Genomic DNA, 18,551 nt, shown 5'->3' with positions numbered 1-18,551 from the left:
CCGTGGCGCACCACCACGACCGGTGAGACCTGCGGTCGTCGGTGTGACGAGTCGTCATTGGCCACCCGACTCGTTCGCTTCCACGTCGACCTCGCCGCTGGTCGTCGCGACGGCTATCGTGGTTCCGTCGTCGTCGTCCAGCCGCTCGGCCGTCAGGTCGAGCGGCGAGGTGCCCGCGTCGACGCCGCCGACGGTGATCGTCGCGAGGTGGACGTCCGTGGCCCCCGGCTCGGCCAGCCGCTCGTCGTCGACCGCTTCGACCGTCACCGCCGACCCGTCCGCGGCCGCGTCGACGCTGGAAATCTGGTCGAACGCGTCGGCCGGCGCGGCGTCCTCGATCGTCGCGACGTCGGTGTCGAGCGCGATACGCGCCCGGAAGCCGGCCATCCCCTCTGGCGCCGTTTCGAGCGTGAGCCGAACCTCGGCCGTCCCGTCCGCGGCGACCGACGTCGAGCCGACGGCGAGGCTGGTCTCGTCCGCCGCTCCAATGCCGCCCGTGCCGTCGGCGGAACCGTCGCCGCTCCCGCTGGCGCCGCTGGTGGCGGACCCGTCGCCCGACCCGCCGTCGCCACCGGAGTCGCTACTGTCGCCACCATCGGCGTCGGCGTCGTCACCGTCACCGCCGGAGGTCCCCTCGTCGTCAGTACCGTCGTCCTCCGTAGGTGGTGCCGCGCCAGCACCGCTGTCCGCGTCGGTATCCTGTCGTTCCGTGGCGTCGGTGGACGACTCCCCAGGATCGTCAGTCGCCGGTGACGGCGTTGCGTCGGTGTGCTGGTCCGGCGCGTCGGATGGTGTCCCCGCCTGTGGCCCCATCGCCCAGACGGCCCCGCCCAGTACGGCCACGATCAGTACGGCGATCACTGCTTTTCCCCCAAAACCCATACCCCAGATGTATCGAACGCCGGCAATAATTTTTCGGTGATCGCTATCGATGGAAAATATTGCTTCGTCGGTGTCGCCCGTCCGCTTCGCAGATGGATCTGTTTCCGGCTACCGGTTCCCCGGCTGGAGTCGCGTCCGGAGGATGGCGCCTTCCTCGGGCGTGTCGTTGGCGAAGTTGCAGATGAACAGGTCGCCCCGCTGCCTGCGCGTCCGGCCGAGGACGACGTCGGACGGGAAGACGAGGCCGTCGTCCCCGTCGGCGAGGACGGTGCGTTTCTTCCCGGGGTTCACGCGAACGACCTCGTTGCGAGCGTTGACGGCGACGTACAGGTGCGGGCCGAAGCTGGTGACGCCGTCGGCACCGTAGATGGCCTCGCTCTCCAGGTAGGTGGACGCCTCGCCGGCGTCACCGCCGCGGGTGAGTGGGAGGCGAACGACGCGGCCCACGTCGTCCCCGGCGTCGTTGGTCCCGCGCGTCACGGCGACGTAGACGGCTCCCTTCCCGAAGGTGAGACCGTTCGCGCCGAAACTGTCGGTCGCCAGCCGGTCGTCGTCGCTCCACAGCGAGGCCGCCGTCTCGGGGTCGTCGGCGTCCAGCGGGATCTCGTACACCGCGCCGCCGAACGAGTCGGTGACGAGAAGTCGGTCGTGGAACGGGTCGTGGAGGACGTCGTTGGGGAACCCGCCGACGGCGGCGAACAACTCCGGGTTGCCGCCGTCGACCGGCACCCGCCAGACGCCGTCGCCCGCGTCGGCCTGCGAGGCCACGTAGAGCGCGTCGCCGGCGACGAGTTCGACGCCGACGGCGCTCCCGGGGAGCCGCGCGACCTGTTCGGTGTCGTCGAGCCCGAGACCGGTCGCCTGGGTCTGTTCCGGGGTGAGTTTCCGGACCTCGCCGCGGGTGAGACCGAAGTATAGCGTTCCGTCCCGGTCGATGGCGAGGTTCTCCGGGACCGGGTCGCCGGGGATATCGACGACCGTCTCGACGTCGCTCGAACCCGCGTCGTCGCCATCGAACGTCGCCGTCGCAGTGCCGGCCGTGACCGAGAGCGCGAGTCCCGCACCGATTCCCTTCAGCGCCGTCCGCCTGGTGTATCGCGTCATACAGCCCGACATTAGCCATCTGAAGGTTAAATAAACTTATTTTTTATATGAACTAAATTTGGTGCGTGGGCGCACGGGACGGATAGCCTGAACACGCAGACAGTGTACAGATGTGGTATTTCTTGCCGGTTTTTCCCCGTCGGGTGGTAACGACGGGTGCAATGTGGGAACTCGGTTCCGACGCTGAGAGACCGGAGTGGAGAGAAGTGGACAGCCCGTTCGAGAAAGCACTCTACGGGGTGGTCGACACCGCGGAAGGGCCGTACGCCATCGGTGACGGCGGGACGGTGATCGCCGACCGGGGCGACGGCTGGGAGGTGATATTCGACGATGGCCCGCGGACGCGCGACAACCAGCTCCGCGGCCTGGACGTTACCGACGACGGCAAGCGGATCTGGTTCGCTGGATCGAGCGGCGCGCTCGGCTGTTACGACGTCGTCGGCCGTCGAAAGTACGACTACTCGAACCCCGACGAGATGACGAGTACGTGGGAGGGGATCACCGTCGCCGGCCAGGCCGGTTCGGAGAAGGTCCTGGTGGCCAACGGCTCCGGCGAGATACTCCCCTTCAGCGTCGACGGGTTCGACCAGGACTGGGAGCCGGTCCGGAAGCCGGCCTCCAAGGGGTCGAACGTCGCCGCACTCGCCGCCTCGCCTGACGGCATCGGCTACGCCGTCGACACGAGCGGCAACGCCTTCCGGACCACCGCCGACGACGGTTGGGAGGACATCGGCATCGTCAACGCCCAGGTAAAGTTCTACGACATCTTCGCGGGCGAGAACGGGCGGGTGTACGTCGCTGCCGGCGACGGTCGCATCTACCGCTACGACGACTCCTACCACGACTGGACGCCTATCGGCGTCGCCGAGAAGTCGCTCCGCGCGTTTGCCATCGAGCGGGGCGAGCAGGACCGGATGGTCGTCATCGGCGACGGCGGGACGATATACGAGCGGGCCGGTCGCGAGCGGTGGGAGGAGATCCCCTCACCCGTCGGTGCCAGGCTCTTCGACGTCGCGCTCGGGGAGACGGACGTCATCGTCGGCAACAGCGGGACTATCCTGGAACGGCCCGACGAACCCCGCGACGCCGGGTCGAGCGCGGACACCGACAACTACGACGGTCGCGGCGAGTACTTCGACAACGACGAACAGGAGCCGGGTGAGTCCGGCGGCGACGACACCTCGTCCGAGGGCGACGATTCGCAGGATACCAGTTCGCCCAGTGGCGGCAGCTCGTCGCCGGAAGACGGAAGTTCTTCGTCCAGCGACGGAAGTGCTTCGTCCGGCGGCAGTTCGTCAGGCGAGGATAATTCGTCGAGGAGCGGCAGTTCCGCCAGTAGCGGCAGGTCGTCCGTCGGCAATGACTCCGCCGGCGACGGTGGCTCCGTCGATGACGACGGTTCGTCCGACGACGACAGTTCCTCCACCGACGGGGGTTCGGCGTCTGGGGGAAGCACGTCAAGTGACAGCGGATCGGTGAGCAGCGACACGGATCAGGGCTCGACCGGCAAATAACCGGGCCTGGCCTAACTGGAGGAAGGGCCCCTGATCAGCCCTCGTCTGTCGTTCCGGACGACGCGGGCTGGGTTCCCTCGCTGCTGGCCGACCGTTCCAGCACGACGCCGTCGTTGCAGACCGCGACGTCGACGTCTCCGAGGCGGACCCCGTTGACGGTCTTCGAACCGTCCCAGTCGTTCGTCTCCCAGTCGTCGCTCCTGGTGACGAGCCTGCCGTTCGATCCCGCAGCGAGCGCTCGCCCGCCCGCCACGTCGAGCGTTTTCACGGTGAAGCTCCCGAGCGAGTACGGCGTCCACGACCCGCCACCGTCACTCGACAGATACACCCGCCCGTTTCCACCACCGGCCAGCAACCGGTTTTCCCCGGCCACGACGGCGTAGAGACTGTTCTCGGCGGCCTCGACGCCGATGGCTTCCCAGCCGTCGTCCGGGGTCGTCTGCCACACGTTAGCCTCGCCGTCGACGGCGTAGCCGACGCCGTCAGGCGAGGCCGCCAGGTCTGTGAGCGCGGTGTCGCCGGCGGGGCGAAACTCGCGCCCCCAGTCGAGAGAGGTCCCGGTGGCCTCCGCGGTATAGACGGCGCCGTTGTCGTCGGCCAGGAGGAGCTTCTCAGAGCCGCGCGGACCTGCGACGGCCAGGCTCGACAGGGAGTCGGTGACACCGTCGGGTTCGGAGTAGTCGCGCCTGCGACCCTCACCGACCTCGTACGCACCGAGGGCACCGTTCGCGCCCGCGAACCAGATCCGCTCGCCGTCGGCCGTCGACGCGGCGGCGTACAGCGTTTCGCCAGACGCACCAGGACCGTTCTCGACCAGGACGTTCCACGCACCGTCCGCCGATCGAGCGACGACTGTTCCCGCGTTCCCGGCGGCGACGGGGCCGGTCGCCGCTGTCGCGACGTCGTGGAGCGAAGTCGTCACCGGGACGTCGACGACGCTCCAGCCGCTGCGGCGCGTCTCGTTGGACTCCGACATACCAGTGATACCGGTCAGAGCCGGATAAACACGGGAATCGGTCCGCCTCGCTGGAGTATTCCACGCCGGAGCGACCGTGCATTTCCGATCCGCACTGGAGCGAGCGCCGCGACAGTCGGTATTTCTGGACGGTGTCGGTGCCTTTTCTCCGGTGACGGCCAACGGCAGGTGATGCCTCACGAGGCAGCCACAGACCCCGAGTGGAACAGCGTCACGACACCGTTCGACGTCGACCTGCGCGCCGTCGTCCAGACGAATCGCGGCCCATTCGCCGTCGGTGGAAGCGGCACGGTCGTCGCGAACACCGGCGACGGCTGGGAGGCAGTCGTCACCGAAGGCCCCGGGAAGCAAAACAGGGCCCTTTCCTCGATCGACGTCACGGCGGACGGCGACCGCGTCTGGTACGCGGGCGCGTCCGGCGCCATCGGGATGTACGACGTCGCGAACGGCGAGCAGTACGACTTCTCGTACTCGAAGGACATCTCGGCGTCGTGGTCCGCGGTCGCAGTGGCCGGCCGTGCCGGCACCGAACGCGTCTCCGTCGCCAACACGTCTGGTAAGGTCCTCCCCCTCTCCCTGTCGGGCCGAGAAGCGACGTACGGCGCACCCGCGACGCCCGGCGGTGGGTCAGAGATAACGGCGCTCGAAGCCACCACGGCGGGGACTGTCTTCGCAACCGACACCGCCGGCACGGTGTACGAGACGACGAAGTCGGGATGGACGACGACCGGCGTCGACGCCGCGTCGGTGAGCCTCCGGGACGTCACCGTCGGCCCCGACGGGCAGATATACGTCGCCGGCGCGAACGGAACGCTCTACGTGAACGACGGCGCGGAGCAGGGATGGACCGCGAACGAGGTGACCGGCGCCGCCCTCCGCGCGGTCGACGTGCTCGACGGCCACGTCGTCGTCCTCTCCGCGAACAACAAACTGTTCAGGCGGCCGGTCGACGGGCGAACACGGTGGCAGGAGTCGGCGCCGCCGACGAACAGCGACCTGCTGGCGCTCGCCCTCGGCGCGCCGGATGTCGCCGTCGGCAAGGCCGGCACCGTCGTCACGCGCGAGGCTCCCGAGCCACCGGCCGAATCGAAATCCGAGGCCAAGCCCGAGCGGCCCCCGGTCTGTGACCTGCTGACCGAGGAGTTGATCGGTCGGCTCGAGCGCGAGGAACTGGTCGCGCTGCTCGAACGGAAGGAGACGTGCGAATCGCCCGTCGTCGAACTGCTGGCCGAGCGGCGAGCCGAACCAGCGGGCGAACTGACCGGCCTCCTCCAGGGCGGGACGGAAGCCAACGTCGTCGTCCTGCCCGTCGCCGCGGCCGGTGGACTGGGAGGGATCAGGAGCGAACGCCGCCACGCCACCTGCGAGTGTCACGGCGAGGCGACCGGCCGGAGCGCGCTCGAACGGTTGATCTGCGACTGACGGCCCGGGCACGTCCTGGTCGCACGCGTCGGCCGGCAACCGATAGCCGGCGCTGGCCTTCCGAAAAATGGCAGCGCGGTCGGCGCGTCCGGGTCTCCGTGAACGGTCGTCCTCAGCCCTCGGCAGACTCCCCGGTTTCCTGTTCCCCGTACGCGTAGAGAACGAGCAACACGAACGTCGCGCCGACGCCCCACAGCGCGAGGGCGTAGTGAAGCCACATCGGGAGATACGTCGCGCCCGACACCTTTGATTATAGACTACCAAAGGTCGATCATCGGCCCCTAGTTGCTACTGTTGTTCGGTTGGTCCGGCTTACTCGCAAGCGATGTTGAGCCAGAGTGGTTCGGTTGCCAGTCGAATCACTCGAACGCTCAAGTTCGGTCGACGACTGCGTGACCACAGACCCCCGAAACACCTATGCGCTGTTACGGGATACCACGGACGATGATCGACGGATCGAAGTGCCCCGACTGCGGGGGGCACGTCTCGACGGCTAACGGCACCGATTACGAGTGCGACGACTGCGGCACGGAGTTCGATAGCGCCGACCTGTTCTTGCCCTAGCGGGCCGCCGACAGCAGGGGGAGAAAATGCTTTTTCACTGGCACGAGAATCGCGTGTATGCCCCGGAACGTCACGGTCCGCGAGGCGTCGGCGGACGACGTGACCGCCATCCAGTACGTCGCCCGTGCGACCTGGCACGCCGCCTACGGCGACGTGCTCAGCGCCCCGGCCATCGACGAGCAGGTCGACGAGTGGTACCGGGACGACGTCGTCGCCGACGCCGTCGGGAGCGAACAGGTGATCTACCTGGTCGCGAGCGAGGGCGGAGACGTGGTCGGGTTCACCTCCGCCGGCCCGAGCGAACAGGTCTCGGACGACGCCGACGAGGACGTCGCACAGCTGTACACCATCTACGTCGCGCCCGACTACTGGCGCGACGGGATCGGGAGCCGATTGTTCGACACCGTCCTCGGCCGCTTGCGCGAGCGGGAGTTCGACGCTGTCCGCATCTGCGTCCTCGAAGGCAACGACGTCGGCCGCTCGTTCTACGAGGCCCACGGGTTCCCGGTCGTCGAGGAGGACACCGGCACCATCGCCGGTGAGCCGGTCGCAGAGGTCGTCTACGCGGGAACCCTCTAGGTGTGAGCCCGCCTGCCGGCTTTCGAAATCCTTTTTGATACCCTCGGCCTCGTCCAGTATGCGGGCCGCCTTAGCTCAGACTGGGAGAGCACTCGACTGAAGATCGAGCTGTCCCCCGTTCAAATCGGGGAGGCGGCATTTCTCCGACAACAACGCGACGAGCGACAGCGAGGAGCCCGTCGTCGGAGAAATCTATCCGAGCCGATTTGAACACGCCAGTCGCAGTCCCGGAACGGCCGAACGAAGTGAGGCCGCACGCCCGGAACGTCTGGCATCTGTTCAAATCGGGGAGGCGGCATTTTCCTGCGAACCAGCGAGGGAGCGAAGCGACCGAGACTGTGAGCAGTGAAAATGCTCCCGACACGATTTGAGCTCGTGAGTCGCGCGCAGTGAAACGAGCACGTCTCACGGCGTTCAAATCGGGGAGGCGGCATACTTTTGCGGCGAACAACTTCGTGAGCCGCAAATATGCGATCCGAGCCGATTTGAGCTCGGAAGTCGCACGCTCGCGAACGGAGTGATCGAGACCGTCTTCCGGTGGTTCAAATCGGGGAGGCGGCATTTCTCCGACAACAACGCGACGAGCGACAGCGAGGAGCCCGTCGTCGGAGAAATCTATCCGAGCCGATTTGAGCTCGTGAGTCGCAGTCCCGGAACGGCCGAACGAAGTGAGGCCGCAGGCCCGGAACGTCTCTCATCTGTTCAAATGGGAGAGGCGGCATTTTCCTGCGAACAAGCGAGGGAGCGACGACGGATCGTTCTGCGTCGTCGGTGTGTCTACAGAGAACACGCGGAAATGACCGGCTCGAACGGTGCGAAGCGCGGATGCGCGTTCGGCGGTGACCAAAACGACTAACTATCGGTTTGTCGATGGGGTGCCATGACAGAACTCTCGCGCCGAGCGATGCTCGCTACGGCGGGCGTCGCGACGGTTGCAAGCGTTGCGGGCTGTTCCGCGCTTGGAAATTCGTCACCGACCGATCTCAACATCTGGGTGCGGAACGACCTGGACGAGAAACGAGCCTACGAGATAACGGTCGATTCTGTGACAAAAACCGGAACGCTGGCGAGCGGCGAGACGGATTCGTACGTCGATGTCGTGCCACACCCCGGTGTCGGTACGGACGTCACCGTCGACGTGACGTTCGGGATCGGTAGCGAGGACGATTTCCTCACCACGCAAGAGGGCGGTGATACGTTGACGGTCGCCGACGAGACGGTGGCGGTGTTCGCTCGAAATACGGAGATGGGCGCGTTCTACGGTCTCTCTGAGGACCCGGGGACGCCGGAGGGCGCCGAAGCGGACGCCGAGTGAGCGCCGGTCGGTGAACGGGGAACGAGGTGAAAGCTCTCGGCGACACCGGAGCGAAGGTAATGAGCAGGGAGCCCCGGTACGGCGATCGGTGCGTGGGCGACCGACGGGAGGCCACGGGTAGCGAGCGGGGAGCAGCGCGACCCGCGAGCCGCACGCCCGGAACGGCTGGCATCTGTTCAGATCGGGTGGCTGCTACGGCGGTCGGCCGCGGCACCTGCTATGTCGTGCGATCCCTTCACGTGTTGCGGTTCCGTACGGGCAAGTGTCATGACAGTAACAGTAGACGGCTCGATCGCGACGGTCATCCAGGTGGGAATGCTGCTTCAGGAAGCGGTCAGCCAGGCGGAGGTGTTCGACATGATCTACGAGGACGCCGTGCTGGCGAGTTCGTTCTGGGTGAACGTCGCGCTCGCCGGCCTCTCGATCCTCCTGTTCGTGTACATGGGCCGGGACGTGGAGGATTCGCGCGCGCAGCTGATCTTCGTGGCGACGATCGTCGTCCCGGTCGTCTCCCTGTCGAGTTATCTCGGCCTGGCGAGCGGGCTCACGGTGAGCGTCGTCGAGATGCCAGGCGGCGCGCTGGCAGGCGAGGAAGTGCTGTCGATGTGGGGTCGATATCTCACCTGGACGCTATCGACGCCGATGATCCTGCTGGCGCTCGGTTTGCTCGCGGGTTCGAATAGCACGAAGATATTCACCGCGATCGTCTTCGACGTCGCGATGTGCGTGACGGGCCTGGCGGCCGCGCTGACCACGTCCTCCTACGCGCTGCGGTGGGGCTGGTACGGGGTGAGTTGCACGTTCTTCGCGGTCGTGCTGTACGTGTTGCTCGTCGAGTGGCCGAAGGACGCGGCGGAGACGGGCACGGCGGAGATATTCAGTACGCTGAAGCTGCTGACGGTGATCCTCTGGTTCGGGTATCCGGTCTTCTGGGCGCTCGGGGCCGAAGGCATCGGCGTCCTCGGCGTCGCCGTCACGTCCTGGGCCTACAGCGCGCTCGACGTCGGTGCGAAGTACGTGTTCGCGTACCTGTTGCTCTCGTACGTCGCCGACGAACCGGCGTCGGTCACCGGCCCCACGGGACTCTCCGGTGGCGCAACGGCGGTCGACGACTGAACGACGGCTACCGGCCCCGACGGTGGACCTCCGGACCACACCCGATCACGGGGCCGTCACCCCCCGTTCGCTTCGATCGCGACGGCGACCTCGTTGCGCCGGAGGAACGGAAGCGTCCAGGGAGCGTCGTATCCCATCGAAAACGGGTCGCCCGAGGTTGGGATCCGTGCGTGGTCGAGCGTTTCGAGGAGGTGTCGGCGCTGGGCAGCGACGCGGCGGTCGGTTGGCCGCCAGGAGAACTGACGGACAGCGAGCGTTCGCTCCGGAACGGGACGGAGCGCGACGTTCTCGTCGGTCGGCCTCGGTGCGGTGTCGAGGTCGTACTCGGGAGGAAGATAGAACGCCATTCGGACCGCGTCCCGGTCCCGGTTCGCATCGGTTTCGACGGGCGTCGTCATCGGGACTTCCCGCCCCCGTTCTGCCACCTGAACGGGACTGGTCATCTCGACCTGCGTTCCCTGGTCCGAAACGGCGACCGGTGCCGTCATCGAGACGTTCGAACCGCCCTCGTTGGCACCGGTGATGTACCGGAACAGGCGACGGAACGCGTCGTTCCTGGTGTCAGCCACCGTTTCGGCGACGACGGCGGGCGGGTAGCGCCGAAGTTCGACGTCGTCGACGCGGCCGACGACCGTGTACGGAACCGTTTCGGTCGTGAACCGCTGGTAGAGCGTCCAGGTGGCGGCCGCAGCGACGACTCCGCCGGCGACACCCAGCGCGACGGCTGCTGTTCGAACCATACGACTAGTTGTCGTTGTGAGAGGATAAACTGTTCTGCCGGCAGGAGAAGCCAGTTCGTCCGCATCGGTCGTCCGGAACCCGATATCGACACCCTCGACCGGACCGGCCCGTCCGGCGTCTGTCATTAGGTGGCGAATAGGCATCCTTGATAGCCGGTAACGGGCGGGCATGGCAGGATCGAAACCGGGTCGGGGGACGTCACGCAGAGCGAGCGCGACGGTCGTGGCACTTGGCATCGTCGTCACCGTCATCGTCGTCGGGGGACTGGTCGCGTTCGGTCAGGGAACGTTCGGGGGATCAGGCGACGCTCACACGACGCCAGCGCAGACGGCGGACCACGGCGGAGCGGCAGAAAGCGACGATGACTCGTCAGGCGGGGGCGAGCGACCGTTCACGCTCGACGTACAGAAGATCGAGAACTGCGGGAAGACCTGTCGTGACGTGACCGTCTCGCTCACGAACAACGGCGGGAATCCACGGGAGAACATCTCGGTCACGACGACCGTGTACGCGGGTCAGGACAGCGTCTGGCAGGGTGAGGCGTCTATCGGGACGCTCGCGTCGGACGAGTCGACGAGGCGAACCGAGCAGATAGACGTCGGGTACGTGGGCGGTGCGAAGATCGAGCGAAACGACGGCACCGTGACCATCGAGACCGTGGTCCACTGGGACGGCGGGGAGGCGAGGTACAGCGAGCAAAGACAGGTCGCCTGATCACCCGGGCGTCCAGAATAGCCGTGAACCGAAATTCGAGCGTCATAGTGGTGGTTGTAACTTTGTACCGGCGCTCGACGGTACGGACCACGTCGAGCGCTGGTACGGGCTTACAACCACCACTATCAGTCGGCGGTCTCCGCGGTCGCTTCGCGACAGTCGACGTGGACGATATCGTCGTTCTCGTCGGGGCCGCGGGCCTGGCCGGGGACGATGGGTTCGCCGCAGATCGCACACACCAGGGCACTGCTCGTGGCGGTCCCCGACGGACTCGCCGTCGGCTCCGTCTCCAGCGTGTCGGTCGTCACCTGGTATCCCAGTGCAAGCGCGCCGATGCCCGCGAGGGCGCCCGTGATCCGCTTGCCGCGGCGGAACAGCGCGGCGGCGGCGACAGTCAGGCCGGCGGCGGCGAGCATCCGTGCGAGGCGGTCTCGACCAGTCGCGTCCTCTTCGAGTTCCATACCTGATCGTCGGGCTACAGGGCCTTGTATCCCACCCCGACCGGACGGCGCCGACCGTCGCGGAAACGTTCATTATCGAACATCCGATTTATGTGATCCGGGCGAGATAGTTTCCACGTGACGAGTCACCTATGCACAAACCACTGCTCGTAACGGACTTCCTGGACCGGGCCCGGCGCCACTACGGCGAGGAGGAGGCCGTCGTCGCGACGACGGGGGAACGGTTCACCTACGACGAGTTCGGCGACCGGGTCGACCGGTTCTCGGCGGTGCTACGCGACCGCGGCGTCGAGAAGGGGGATCGGGTAGCCGTGCTCGACCCCAACACCCACTACCACCTCGAGGCCGCCTACGGGTCGATGCAGCTCGGCGCGATCCACACGCCGCTCAACTACCGATTGACGTCGGAGGACTTCGCGTACATCCTCGAGGACGCCGGCGTGGACGTCGTCTACGCCGACCACGCGTACGCCGAGAAGATCGAGGCGATCCGCGAGGACGTCCCGACGTCGACGTTCGTGACCAACGACACCGACGCGGTGGAGGGTGAGTGGGAGTCGTTCGACGAGGTCATCGAGGGCGTGGACCCCGACGTCGAACGGCCGGAGATGGCAGAGGACGACGTCATCACGATCAACTACACCTCGGGGACGACCGGCGACCCGAAGGGCGTGATGCGGACTCACCGGACCGAGACGCTCCACGCCTACCTGATCTCGATCCACCAGGAGATCGCCGACGACGACGTCTACCTGTGGACGCTGCCGATGTTCCACGTCAACGGCTGGGGCCACATCTACGCCATCACCGGGATGGGCGCGACGCACGTCTGTAGCCGCGGCGTCGACGCGGAGTGGATCTTCGACACCGTCGCCGCGGAGGACGTCTCCTACCTCTGTGGCGCGCCGACAGTGCTGAACAGGCTGGTCGACTACTACGAGAACGAGGCCCCCGCGACGACCGGCGCGAACGACGTCCGCATCGCGACGGCCGGCAGCGCGCCGCCCGAGGCGACCATCCGCACGGTCGAGGAGGAGTTCGGCTGGTACCTCAAGCACGTCTACGGCGCCACGGAGACCGGGCCGCTCATCACCACCTCCGACGCCCGGCGCCACTTCGACGACGACAGCGCCGACCGGTTCGCGATCAAGAAACGCCAGGGCCTGGGCTATCTCGGCACGGACGTCCGGGTCGTCGACGAGGACGGCGAGGACGTCCCGCGAGACGACGCGACCATCGGCGAGGTCGTCGTCCGCGGCAACCAGGTGATGGAAGGGTACTGGAACAAGCCTGAGGAGACCGAAGAGGCGTTCTCCGCGCGTCTCGAGGGGTACTACCACACTGGCGACCTCGGGACCGTCGACGAACACGGGATGGTCGCCATCCAGGACCGAAAGAAGGACATCATCATCTCCGGCGGCGAGAACATCTCCTCGATCGAACTTGAGGACGCGCTGTTCGACCACGAGGCCGTCTCGGACGTCGCAGTCGTCCCCGCCCCGAGCGACGAGTGGGGCGAGACGCCGCAGGCGTTCGTCGTCCCCGCCGACGACGTCGACGACCCGGACGCCCTCGAGTCGGACCTGATAGAGTACACGCGCGAGGCGCTCGCGAGCTACAAGGCCGTCAGGAGCGTCACGTTCGTCGAGGCGCTCCCGACGACGGCGACGGGAAAGGTCCAGAAGTACGAACTCCGCGCCGAGCTGTGGGAGGACGAGGACCGGATGGTCGGCGAAGGCTAACAGTTTCGACCGGGAGAGAGCAGCCACAGCTCGCCGTCGAACGCGTCACCGCCAGCGCGGTATCCTTCGCGCAAAAATACGGAAGAGCGACGCCGCCTCGCTGCAGGCTCGCCGACCGGGCTAGTCGTCGGCCGGCGGCGCCAGGTCGAGGAGGCCGCCCGTACCACCGTCGGCGCGTTCGCCGCCCTGGGCCGTCTCGACGGTGACAAGTTCGAACGCCGCGTCCGAGGCGTCTTCGGCGACCTGTTCGTCGTCGCCACCGGCGGTCGCGTTGCCGGTCTCGTTCTCGACGCCGGTGACGTTCTCGCCGACAGTATCGTTCTCACCGCCCGTCTCGTTGCCGGCGTCCTGGTCGCCAGCGGTGGCGGCGGCCTGCGTGTCGAAGTATCCCGTCGCGAAGGCGCTGTAGACCGTATTTCCATCGATCGAGAGGGAGACGCGCCGAACGCCCGCCTCCGGTGCCGCACCGTCCGCGCCGACGGCCTCCGTCTCGTTCTCGCCCGCGCCAGTGCCACCGATTTCCTCGGTTTCGTTCCCGGCGTCGGCCTCGGTTCCAGCGACGGTGCCATCGTCACCGCCGGCACCGCCGCCGGCGGGAGTCCCGCCGTCGGAGATCTGCGAGATGCTCACGGCGCCGACGTCGGGGACGGCGTGGAAGATCCGCACGCGGGCGGTCCCGTCGCCGGGGTCGCTGACGTCGTCTTCGAGGACCTGGACCTGGAAGCCGCGGTCGGACCCGCCGGCCTCATCAGCCGGCTCCTGGCCAGGTTCCGTATCGGCTCCGATGCCGTCGGTTTCGGTCCCGTCCGTCTCGTCGACGCCGACGGAGTCGTCTTCGGCACCGCCGAGCGCGTCCTCGGCCCCGCCAGCGCTCGTCTCCTCTATCTGGAGCGAGTAGTCGCCCGCGTCCAGTTCGAGCGTCTGCGACTGCCCGAAGGCGAGTTCCTCGACCAGCGCTTCGCCACCGGCTGGCGTGCCGCCGGCCCCGGTGCCGTCCGTCTCGTTCATGCCAGCACCGCCCGTCTCGTTGCCGCCGGTCTCGTTCAGGCCGGTGTCACCAGTCTCGTTCGTCCCGACGCCGCCGGTTTCGGTGACACCGACCCCGTCGGTTTCGTTCCCGGCCGCGGCGGTCTCCATGCCGGCGTCTTCGGCCGGGATGGGGCCGCGGGCGACCTCCCCGAAGGCGACGACGGTGTAGGTCGTCCCCTCCTCGACTTCGACTTCGCCGTCGAACAGCACCGTCTCCTCGTCTTCGCCACCGCCGCCGAAGATGTCCTCGATGAATCCCTGGATACCGCCGGAGGCAGGGACGATCTCGACCTGATAGGTTCCCGGATCGACCTCGTTGTAACTGCTCACGTCCCGGAACCCGAGTCCGCCGATTTCGGTCTCGCCGTCGCCGGCCCCGCCGGCGGTCTCGTTGGTCTCGTTCTCGCCGCCCAGGCCGGTGTCGTTCCCCGCCGTCTCGTTCCCGGCACCCGCCACGACGCCGCCGTCCTGGCTGGTCAGTCGGACGTCGACGTTCGGTGCGTCGGGAGAGAGGTGCGCGACCCGGATGGCGGCGCTCTGGTCGCCGGCCCCGCCGCCTTCCTGCGCCGAGATGACCGTACTACCGAGGCTCGCGACGCCGATCGCGCCGGCTCCCTGTAGCACTCGCCGTCGTGTCACGTTGGATTCTACCATTGCAGATACTGACAGGAACTCGATCGCTTTTGTTAGTAGCATCCTCCCTGGGGAAAGCCGGAAGTACCCGCCGTCCGGCTTTTGAGTCCGGTGTTTGACTATTCAGGGTCGGCACCAGTAAATGAATGATTTCGTATAACTTTGCCAGCGAGACCGGGACGCGGAGCTAACGAGTCGCTATTTCACGGTAGGCAACTGTGAACGGCTGGCCCCCGCTCTCGCCCACGCGGCGCCGCCCAGGGACGGCGTTCACACCCCCGAACCCCCGACTTCCTGACCTCCGCTCGCCACTCCGCGCACGCACCCAGGCCAGCAAACCGGAACGGCGACGACCCGGCGGCTGACTGGCGCCGACCGTAAGCCCGGCGTACCGGCGAGACCGGTTCACTCTCCTCATCGGTCAGCGGTACCAGACGGGTTTCCACGAGGGAACTCGTCGACGGGGTGCCCGCAGTCGTGGGCAGCAATCTGCTGTCCCTCGACGGAGACGCTCCCGCCCCCAGCCGGGACGAGGGATTTTGTCGCTCGGACGACTAGTCGGTGGTGCAATGGCAACACTGTCGAGCGACGACGAAGGGAAGTTCCTCGTCGACGCCGAGGACGAACAGATCGGTATCGTCACCGAGGTCGACGCGGACGCGAACGTGGCCTACGTCGACCCCGACCCCGGCGTCGGCGAAGCGTGGCTCGAAGGGTTCGGATACGGCGACGCCGACGAGGACGACATCCGCGTCCCGTTCGAGGCCGTCAGCACCGTCACCGACGACGAGATACGCGTGCCGCGAGACCTGTAGCGAGCGGGGTACCGACCCTGCCGCTGGCGTCAGTCACCGACAGGCGCGCCCTCGACGTCGAACGAGAGAGTCCTGCTATTCTGTCGTCCCTCCCCGTCGGTCACGCGGAGAGTCACGTCGGTGGGGGCGCACCGCTCGAAGGTGACGTCGAAGATCGGACCAGCGGCCTCGAAGGAACCGAGGTTCCCCCGTCGCCACTCGTACGTCTGAACGTCGCCCGTCGATGCCGAGGCGTCGAGCGTGACGGTCGACCCGTATTCCTGGTAGCGATGGTCCGCGTCCTCGGGGTCGGTCCTGATCACCGCTATCGGCCCACTTGCGGACGGCGGCACCATCGAATCGTCGGGTTCTTCGTCCGTTCCAGTGAGCGCGATGAGACTGGCCTTCCCGCCGGCCCCGCGCGCGTGTTGCACGACGTAGACCCGACCGTCGGCGACGGTCGGCGTCCTCGCGTACTGGGGTTCGATGTACCGCGTATTGGCTCGATACCCCCATCGCTCCGTCCCGTCTTCGGTGGCGAAGGCGTGGACGGCCGCGTCCCCAGTCGTCCCGGTCTCACCGGCGACGTAGACGGTGTCCCCAACGACCGTCGGGGGGCCCAGCAGTAGCGTCGAGACGTCGCGTGCCCACCGGACGGCACCGCTCCTCGCGTCCACGGCAGAGAGGGTCGACTGGATCCCTGCCTCCCAGTTGCCCCTGTAGGACGTCGCCGTCGTCACGTAGACCGCGTCGCCCGCGACCGACGGTCGGCTGAGAAGCGGCCTGCCCAGTTCGCCCGCGGGCGTCAATCGCGTCCGCCACAGGTTATCGCCGTTCGCGTCGTGTGCGACGACCACGTTCGCCCTGTCGTCGGTCTGTCGCGACCCGTAGATCCGTCCGTCGACGACCACCGCAGCCGCGCCGTCGAGACCGTTCGGAACGGGCCGTGACAGCTCGATCTCACCGTCTTCGCATCTCCAGGCGACCAGTTCGTTCTGGTCGTCCGAGTGGTAGCGAACGCCGTAGAGCAGGTCGTCTGCGACCCCGACGTACTCGTTCGACGCCGTCGCGTCTCGCCACAGGATCTCGCCGGTCTCGGGATCGAGCGCGTTGACAGCGTCGCCGTCTGGCCCGCCCTCGGCAAAGAGCGTGCCCGCAGCGAACAGCGGTGCGTCCACCCATCCCCCGTCCGTTCTGCGCCAGCTGAGTTCGCCCGTCTCCGCATCGATGGCGTGGAGACCGCCGTAGGGGGCGCGGTCCACCCCCGGGCTACTGGTCAGGTAGAGCCGACCGTCACCGACCGCCGGTGGCGAACCGACACCCCCGATGCCGGGTTCGCCCTGCGCGGCGTCGTGTCGCCATCGCTCCGTCCCCGACTCGGCGTCGAAGGCGATGACGCCACCGCGAAACGTCAGGTCGTCGTGGATGAACGGCAGGTAGACGGTCCCGTCGGCGACGATCGCCTCGTCGACGAAGACGTGATCGTCGACGCTCGCCACCCACGCCTCCGCGGCGAACGGGCCGTCCGGCGCGGCCGCGCCGTCGACCGCACCCGTGCGGCCAGGTCCGGCGCGGAACTGCGACCAACCAGTCGTCTCTGCGGTTCCGGTCGGTTCGTCGACCCCCAGCGCAGAACCACTCAAGCCGAGAGCGGCGAGCGGGAGGGCACCGAGCGATGCGAGGACCGTCCGTCGCGGAAGTTCGGGCGTCACGACTGCCCCGTCGTTCAGCGTCGGTTCGACTAACTATTACCTCTCTAAGGCCCGGACCGGCCACTTAATACCCTATTTCTGGCGACGACATCCGCGTCCCGTTCGAGGCCGTCAGTACCGTCACCGACGACGAGATACGCGTGCCGCGTGACCCGGAGCGAGGGGGCCGCGACCAGAGGTAGCGACGGTCGCTCTCGGGCGACGGTCTCGTCGAGAGCGACGTGGTCACCGATCCGCCCATCGCCAGATTGGCTGGCATCTGTCCGCCCGGTACCTGGACCCGCCGCCGGAACGCGAAACCCTCAAACGGGGGCTGGTGATATGGGCGGCTACATGCAAGCAGGCGTCATCGGGGTCGTCGACGGTTCGTTCAACGTAGTCGATTCGTTCTCGGAGACGGTCGAGGAGGGCGGTCAGGAACTGCGCCGGGCGCTCGACGTCGAGCGCGTCTTCTCGCTCCCCTCCGGCGACACGGCCTTCGCGGGACGGGCGGCCCGCGAGTACCGCCGCGAACGCGAGTCGGCCCGCATCGCCGACGACGGCGTCAGCGTCGTCGCCGAACCCCAGACAGCCACTCGTCACACGCAGTTCGTGGGCGTCCCCGGCGAGTTCGTCGTCGCCGGGTCGAGCAAGGGGACGTTCGCTTTCGACCTCATCGGCCAGGACACGAACACGTCCATCGGTCGGGGCGAACTCGACCTCGACGCCTTCTTCGAGCGCCACGGGGACGCCGCGCCCTGGAAGGCAGGGTTCTCGGGGACAGAAGCGGACGGCGTCAGCGGCGTCCTCCACGGCACCGACCTCCGGGAGAGCCACGACCTCGAGGACCTGCTGGCGGGATCCAGCCTGAACCAGCTCGGGCTGACCTACACCGACGACGGCGACGAGGTCAAGGTCACGGCCGCCCGGAGCGGCTACGTCGAACTGTACCGGCCCCGCGACCTGAGCGCCGAGGAGTATCTCGCCTACCTCCAGCGGGAGATTATCCCGCACCTCTCCTGAGCGCGCGCGAGCGTTTCGCCGTCGAAGGTCGGAGCGAACGCTCGCCGGTTGGGGAACGTCGATTCCGGCACTCTGTCCGTTCTCCGACCCGGTACACCGGATTCAGCCGTTTGAGCGTTGCTCCGGCGACCGTAAATCGTTCAGTCCGTATTACACATTCTGGAGACGTTATACGAGTCACCGAGATCGAGCGAGGGAGTCGGATCTATCCGTTTACAGTCAGTACTGGTGTCATGTTTACAGAATAAGAC

At 67.2% G+C, this 18,551-nt stretch carries 16 protein-coding genes and 1 tRNA gene; 10 read left to right on the top strand and 7 right to left on the bottom strand.

The genetic code is table 11. The annotated features are described in order from the left end of the window. Positions 1-54: 54 nt before the first annotated feature. Together AC5FRV_RS09010 and AC5FRV_RS09005 are read right to left on the bottom strand one after the other, a co-directional pair. A complete protein-coding gene (locus AC5FRV_RS09010; protein ID WP_493560748.1) occupies positions 55-882 on the bottom strand; it encodes a hypothetical protein in 828 nt (275 codons plus the stop codon). A 108-nt stretch (positions 883-990) separates the two neighbouring features. Further along, on the bottom strand, positions 991-1,986 hold the full coding sequence (locus tag AC5FRV_RS09005) for an SMP-30/gluconolactonase/LRE family protein (protein WP_493560747.1): 996 nt from the start codon (positions 1,984-1,986) through the stop codon (positions 991-993). Positions 1,987-2,192: 206 nt separating this feature from the next. On the opposite strand from AC5FRV_RS09005, the gene AC5FRV_RS09000 reads away from it, so the two are divergent. Beyond that, a complete protein-coding gene (locus tag AC5FRV_RS09000) occupies positions 2,193-3,500 on the top strand; it encodes a WD40/YVTN/BNR-like repeat-containing protein (protein ID WP_493560746.1) in 1,308 nt (435 codons plus the stop codon). A gap of 34 nt (positions 3,501-3,534) precedes the next feature. Here the strand turns inward: AC5FRV_RS09000 and AC5FRV_RS08995 are convergent, their stop codons facing one another. After that, positions 3,535-4,476, bottom strand: a complete 942-nt coding sequence (locus AC5FRV_RS08995; protein WP_493560745.1) for a sialidase family protein — start codon at positions 4,474-4,476, stop codon at positions 3,535-3,537. A gap of 171 nt (positions 4,477-4,647) precedes the next feature. Between AC5FRV_RS08995 and AC5FRV_RS08990 the strand changes: the two genes are divergently transcribed. The 5 genes from AC5FRV_RS08990 to AC5FRV_RS08970 all read left to right on the top strand — a co-directional run bounded on the left by AC5FRV_RS08990 (position 4,648) and on the right by AC5FRV_RS08970 (position 9,472). Then, on the top strand, positions 4,648-5,898 hold the full coding sequence (locus AC5FRV_RS08990) for a sialidase family protein (RefSeq protein WP_493560744.1): 1,251 nt from the start codon (positions 4,648-4,650) through the stop codon (positions 5,896-5,898). A gap of 621 nt (positions 5,899-6,519) precedes the next feature. Continuing rightward, positions 6,520-7,041 (top strand): GNAT family N-acetyltransferase, encoded by a 522-nt coding sequence (locus tag AC5FRV_RS08985; RefSeq protein ID WP_493560743.1) that lies wholly within the window; start codon positions 6,520-6,522, stop codon positions 7,039-7,041. A gap of 64 nt (positions 7,042-7,105) precedes the next feature. Continuing rightward, a tRNA-Phe gene (locus AC5FRV_RS08980) sits at positions 7,106-7,179 on the top strand. Positions 7,180-7,921: 742 nt separating this feature from the next. Continuing rightward, the gene (locus AC5FRV_RS08975; RefSeq protein ID WP_493560742.1) at positions 7,922-8,356 is read left to right on the top strand and encodes a hypothetical protein; all 435 of its coding nucleotides are present in this window, start codon (positions 7,922-7,924) and stop codon (positions 8,354-8,356) included. A 315-nt stretch (positions 8,357-8,671) separates the two neighbouring features. Then, the gene (locus AC5FRV_RS08970) at positions 8,672-9,472 is read left to right on the top strand and encodes a bacteriorhodopsin (protein WP_493560877.1); all 801 of its coding nucleotides are present in this window, start codon (positions 8,672-8,674) and stop codon (positions 9,470-9,472) included. 56 nt (positions 9,473-9,528) lie between these two features. On the opposite strand, the gene AC5FRV_RS08965 is transcribed toward AC5FRV_RS08970, so the two are convergent. After that, positions 9,529-10,212, bottom strand: a complete 684-nt coding sequence (locus AC5FRV_RS08965; RefSeq protein ID WP_493560741.1) for an SOUL family heme-binding protein — start codon at positions 10,210-10,212, stop codon at positions 9,529-9,531. Between the two features lie 169 nt (positions 10,213-10,381). On the opposite strand from AC5FRV_RS08965, the gene AC5FRV_RS08960 reads away from it, so the two are divergent. Then, entirely contained in the window at positions 10,382-10,927 is a 546-nt protein-coding gene (locus AC5FRV_RS08960; protein ID WP_493560740.1) for a hypothetical protein, read from the top strand. Between the two features lie 125 nt (positions 10,928-11,052). Here the strand turns inward: AC5FRV_RS08960 and AC5FRV_RS08955 are convergent, their stop codons facing one another. Then, complete coding sequence (locus tag AC5FRV_RS08955) at positions 11,053-11,388, bottom strand: LIM domain-containing protein (protein ID WP_493560739.1); 336 nt, start codon at positions 11,386-11,388, stop codon at positions 11,053-11,055. A gap of 131 nt (positions 11,389-11,519) precedes the next feature. Between AC5FRV_RS08955 and AC5FRV_RS08950 the strand changes: the two genes are divergently transcribed. Further along, positions 11,520-13,130: a long-chain-fatty-acid--CoA ligase gene (locus tag AC5FRV_RS08950; RefSeq protein WP_493560738.1), complete on the top strand. Its 1,611-nt coding sequence runs from the start codon at positions 11,520-11,522 to the stop codon at positions 13,128-13,130. Between the two features lie 120 nt (positions 13,131-13,250). On the opposite strand, the gene AC5FRV_RS08945 is transcribed toward AC5FRV_RS08950, so the two are convergent. Further along, complete coding sequence (locus AC5FRV_RS08945; RefSeq protein WP_493560737.1) at positions 13,251-14,813, bottom strand: hypothetical protein; 1,563 nt, start codon at positions 14,811-14,813, stop codon at positions 13,251-13,253. A gap of 548 nt (positions 14,814-15,361) precedes the next feature. Between AC5FRV_RS08945 and AC5FRV_RS08940 the strand changes: the two genes are divergently transcribed. Continuing rightward, positions 15,362-15,607, top strand: coding sequence for a DUF8593 domain-containing protein (locus AC5FRV_RS08940; protein WP_493560736.1), 246 nt, complete (start codon positions 15,362-15,364; stop codon positions 15,605-15,607). 29 nt (positions 15,608-15,636) lie between these two features. Here AC5FRV_RS08940 and AC5FRV_RS08935 read toward each other — a convergent pair whose 3' ends face one another. Beyond that, complete coding sequence (locus tag AC5FRV_RS08935) at positions 15,637-17,298, bottom strand: outer membrane protein assembly factor BamB family protein (protein ID WP_493560735.1); 1,662 nt, start codon at positions 17,296-17,298, stop codon at positions 15,637-15,639. A gap of 333 nt (positions 17,299-17,631) precedes the next feature. Here AC5FRV_RS08935 and AC5FRV_RS08930 point away from each other — a divergent pair, with 333 nt between their 5' ends. After that, complete coding sequence (locus tag AC5FRV_RS08930) at positions 17,632-18,300, top strand: hypothetical protein (protein WP_143117659.1); 669 nt, start codon at positions 17,632-17,634, stop codon at positions 18,298-18,300. Positions 18,301-18,551 lie beyond the last annotated feature (251 nt).

It is taken from the genome of Halomicrobium sp. HArcel3 (assembly GCF_058933135.1).
The sequence above is the reverse complement of the archived record's forward strand: the minus strand, read 5'-3'. Positions and strand labels throughout refer to the sequence as shown.

Coding starts and splice junctions, on each gene's coding strand:
- AC5FRV_RS08930 (WP_143117659.1), top strand. CDS start 17,632: ATGCAAGCAGGCGTCATCGGGGTCGTCGACGGTTCGTTCAACGTAGTC.
- AC5FRV_RS08965 (WP_493560741.1), bottom strand. CDS start 10,212: ATGGTTCGAACAGCAGCCGTCGCGCTGGGTGTCGCCGGCGGAGTCGTC.
- AC5FRV_RS08985 (WP_493560743.1), top strand. CDS start 6,520: ATGCCCCGGAACGTCACGGTCCGCGAGGCGTCGGCGGACGACGTGACC.
- AC5FRV_RS08990 (WP_493560744.1), top strand. CDS start 4,648: ATGCCTCACGAGGCAGCCACAGACCCCGAGTGGAACAGCGTCACGACA.
- AC5FRV_RS08950 (WP_493560738.1), top strand. CDS start 11,520: ATGCACAAACCACTGCTCGTAACGGACTTCCTGGACCGGGCCCGGCGC.
- AC5FRV_RS09010 (WP_493560748.1), bottom strand. CDS start 882: ATGGGTTTTGGGGGAAAAGCAGTGATCGCCGTACTGATCGTGGCCGTA.
- AC5FRV_RS08945 (WP_493560737.1), bottom strand. CDS start 14,813: ATGGTAGAATCCAACGTGACACGACGGCGAGTGCTACAGGGAGCCGGC.
- AC5FRV_RS08955 (WP_493560739.1), bottom strand. CDS start 11,388: ATGGAACTCGAAGAGGACGCGACTGGTCGAGACCGCCTCGCACGGATG.
- AC5FRV_RS08960 (WP_493560740.1), top strand. CDS start 10,382: ATGGCAGGATCGAAACCGGGTCGGGGGACGTCACGCAGAGCGAGCGCG.
- AC5FRV_RS09005 (WP_493560747.1), bottom strand. CDS start 1,986: ATGACGCGATACACCAGGCGGACGGCGCTGAAGGGAATCGGTGCGGGA.
- AC5FRV_RS08995 (WP_493560745.1), bottom strand. CDS start 4,476: ATGTCGGAGTCCAACGAGACGCGCCGCAGCGGCTGGAGCGTCGTCGAC.
- AC5FRV_RS08975 (WP_493560742.1), top strand. CDS start 7,922: ATGACAGAACTCTCGCGCCGAGCGATGCTCGCTACGGCGGGCGTCGCG.
- AC5FRV_RS08970 (WP_493560877.1), top strand. CDS start 8,672: ATGCTGCTTCAGGAAGCGGTCAGCCAGGCGGAGGTGTTCGACATGATC.
- AC5FRV_RS08940 (WP_493560736.1), top strand. CDS start 15,362: ATGGCAACACTGTCGAGCGACGACGAAGGGAAGTTCCTCGTCGACGCC.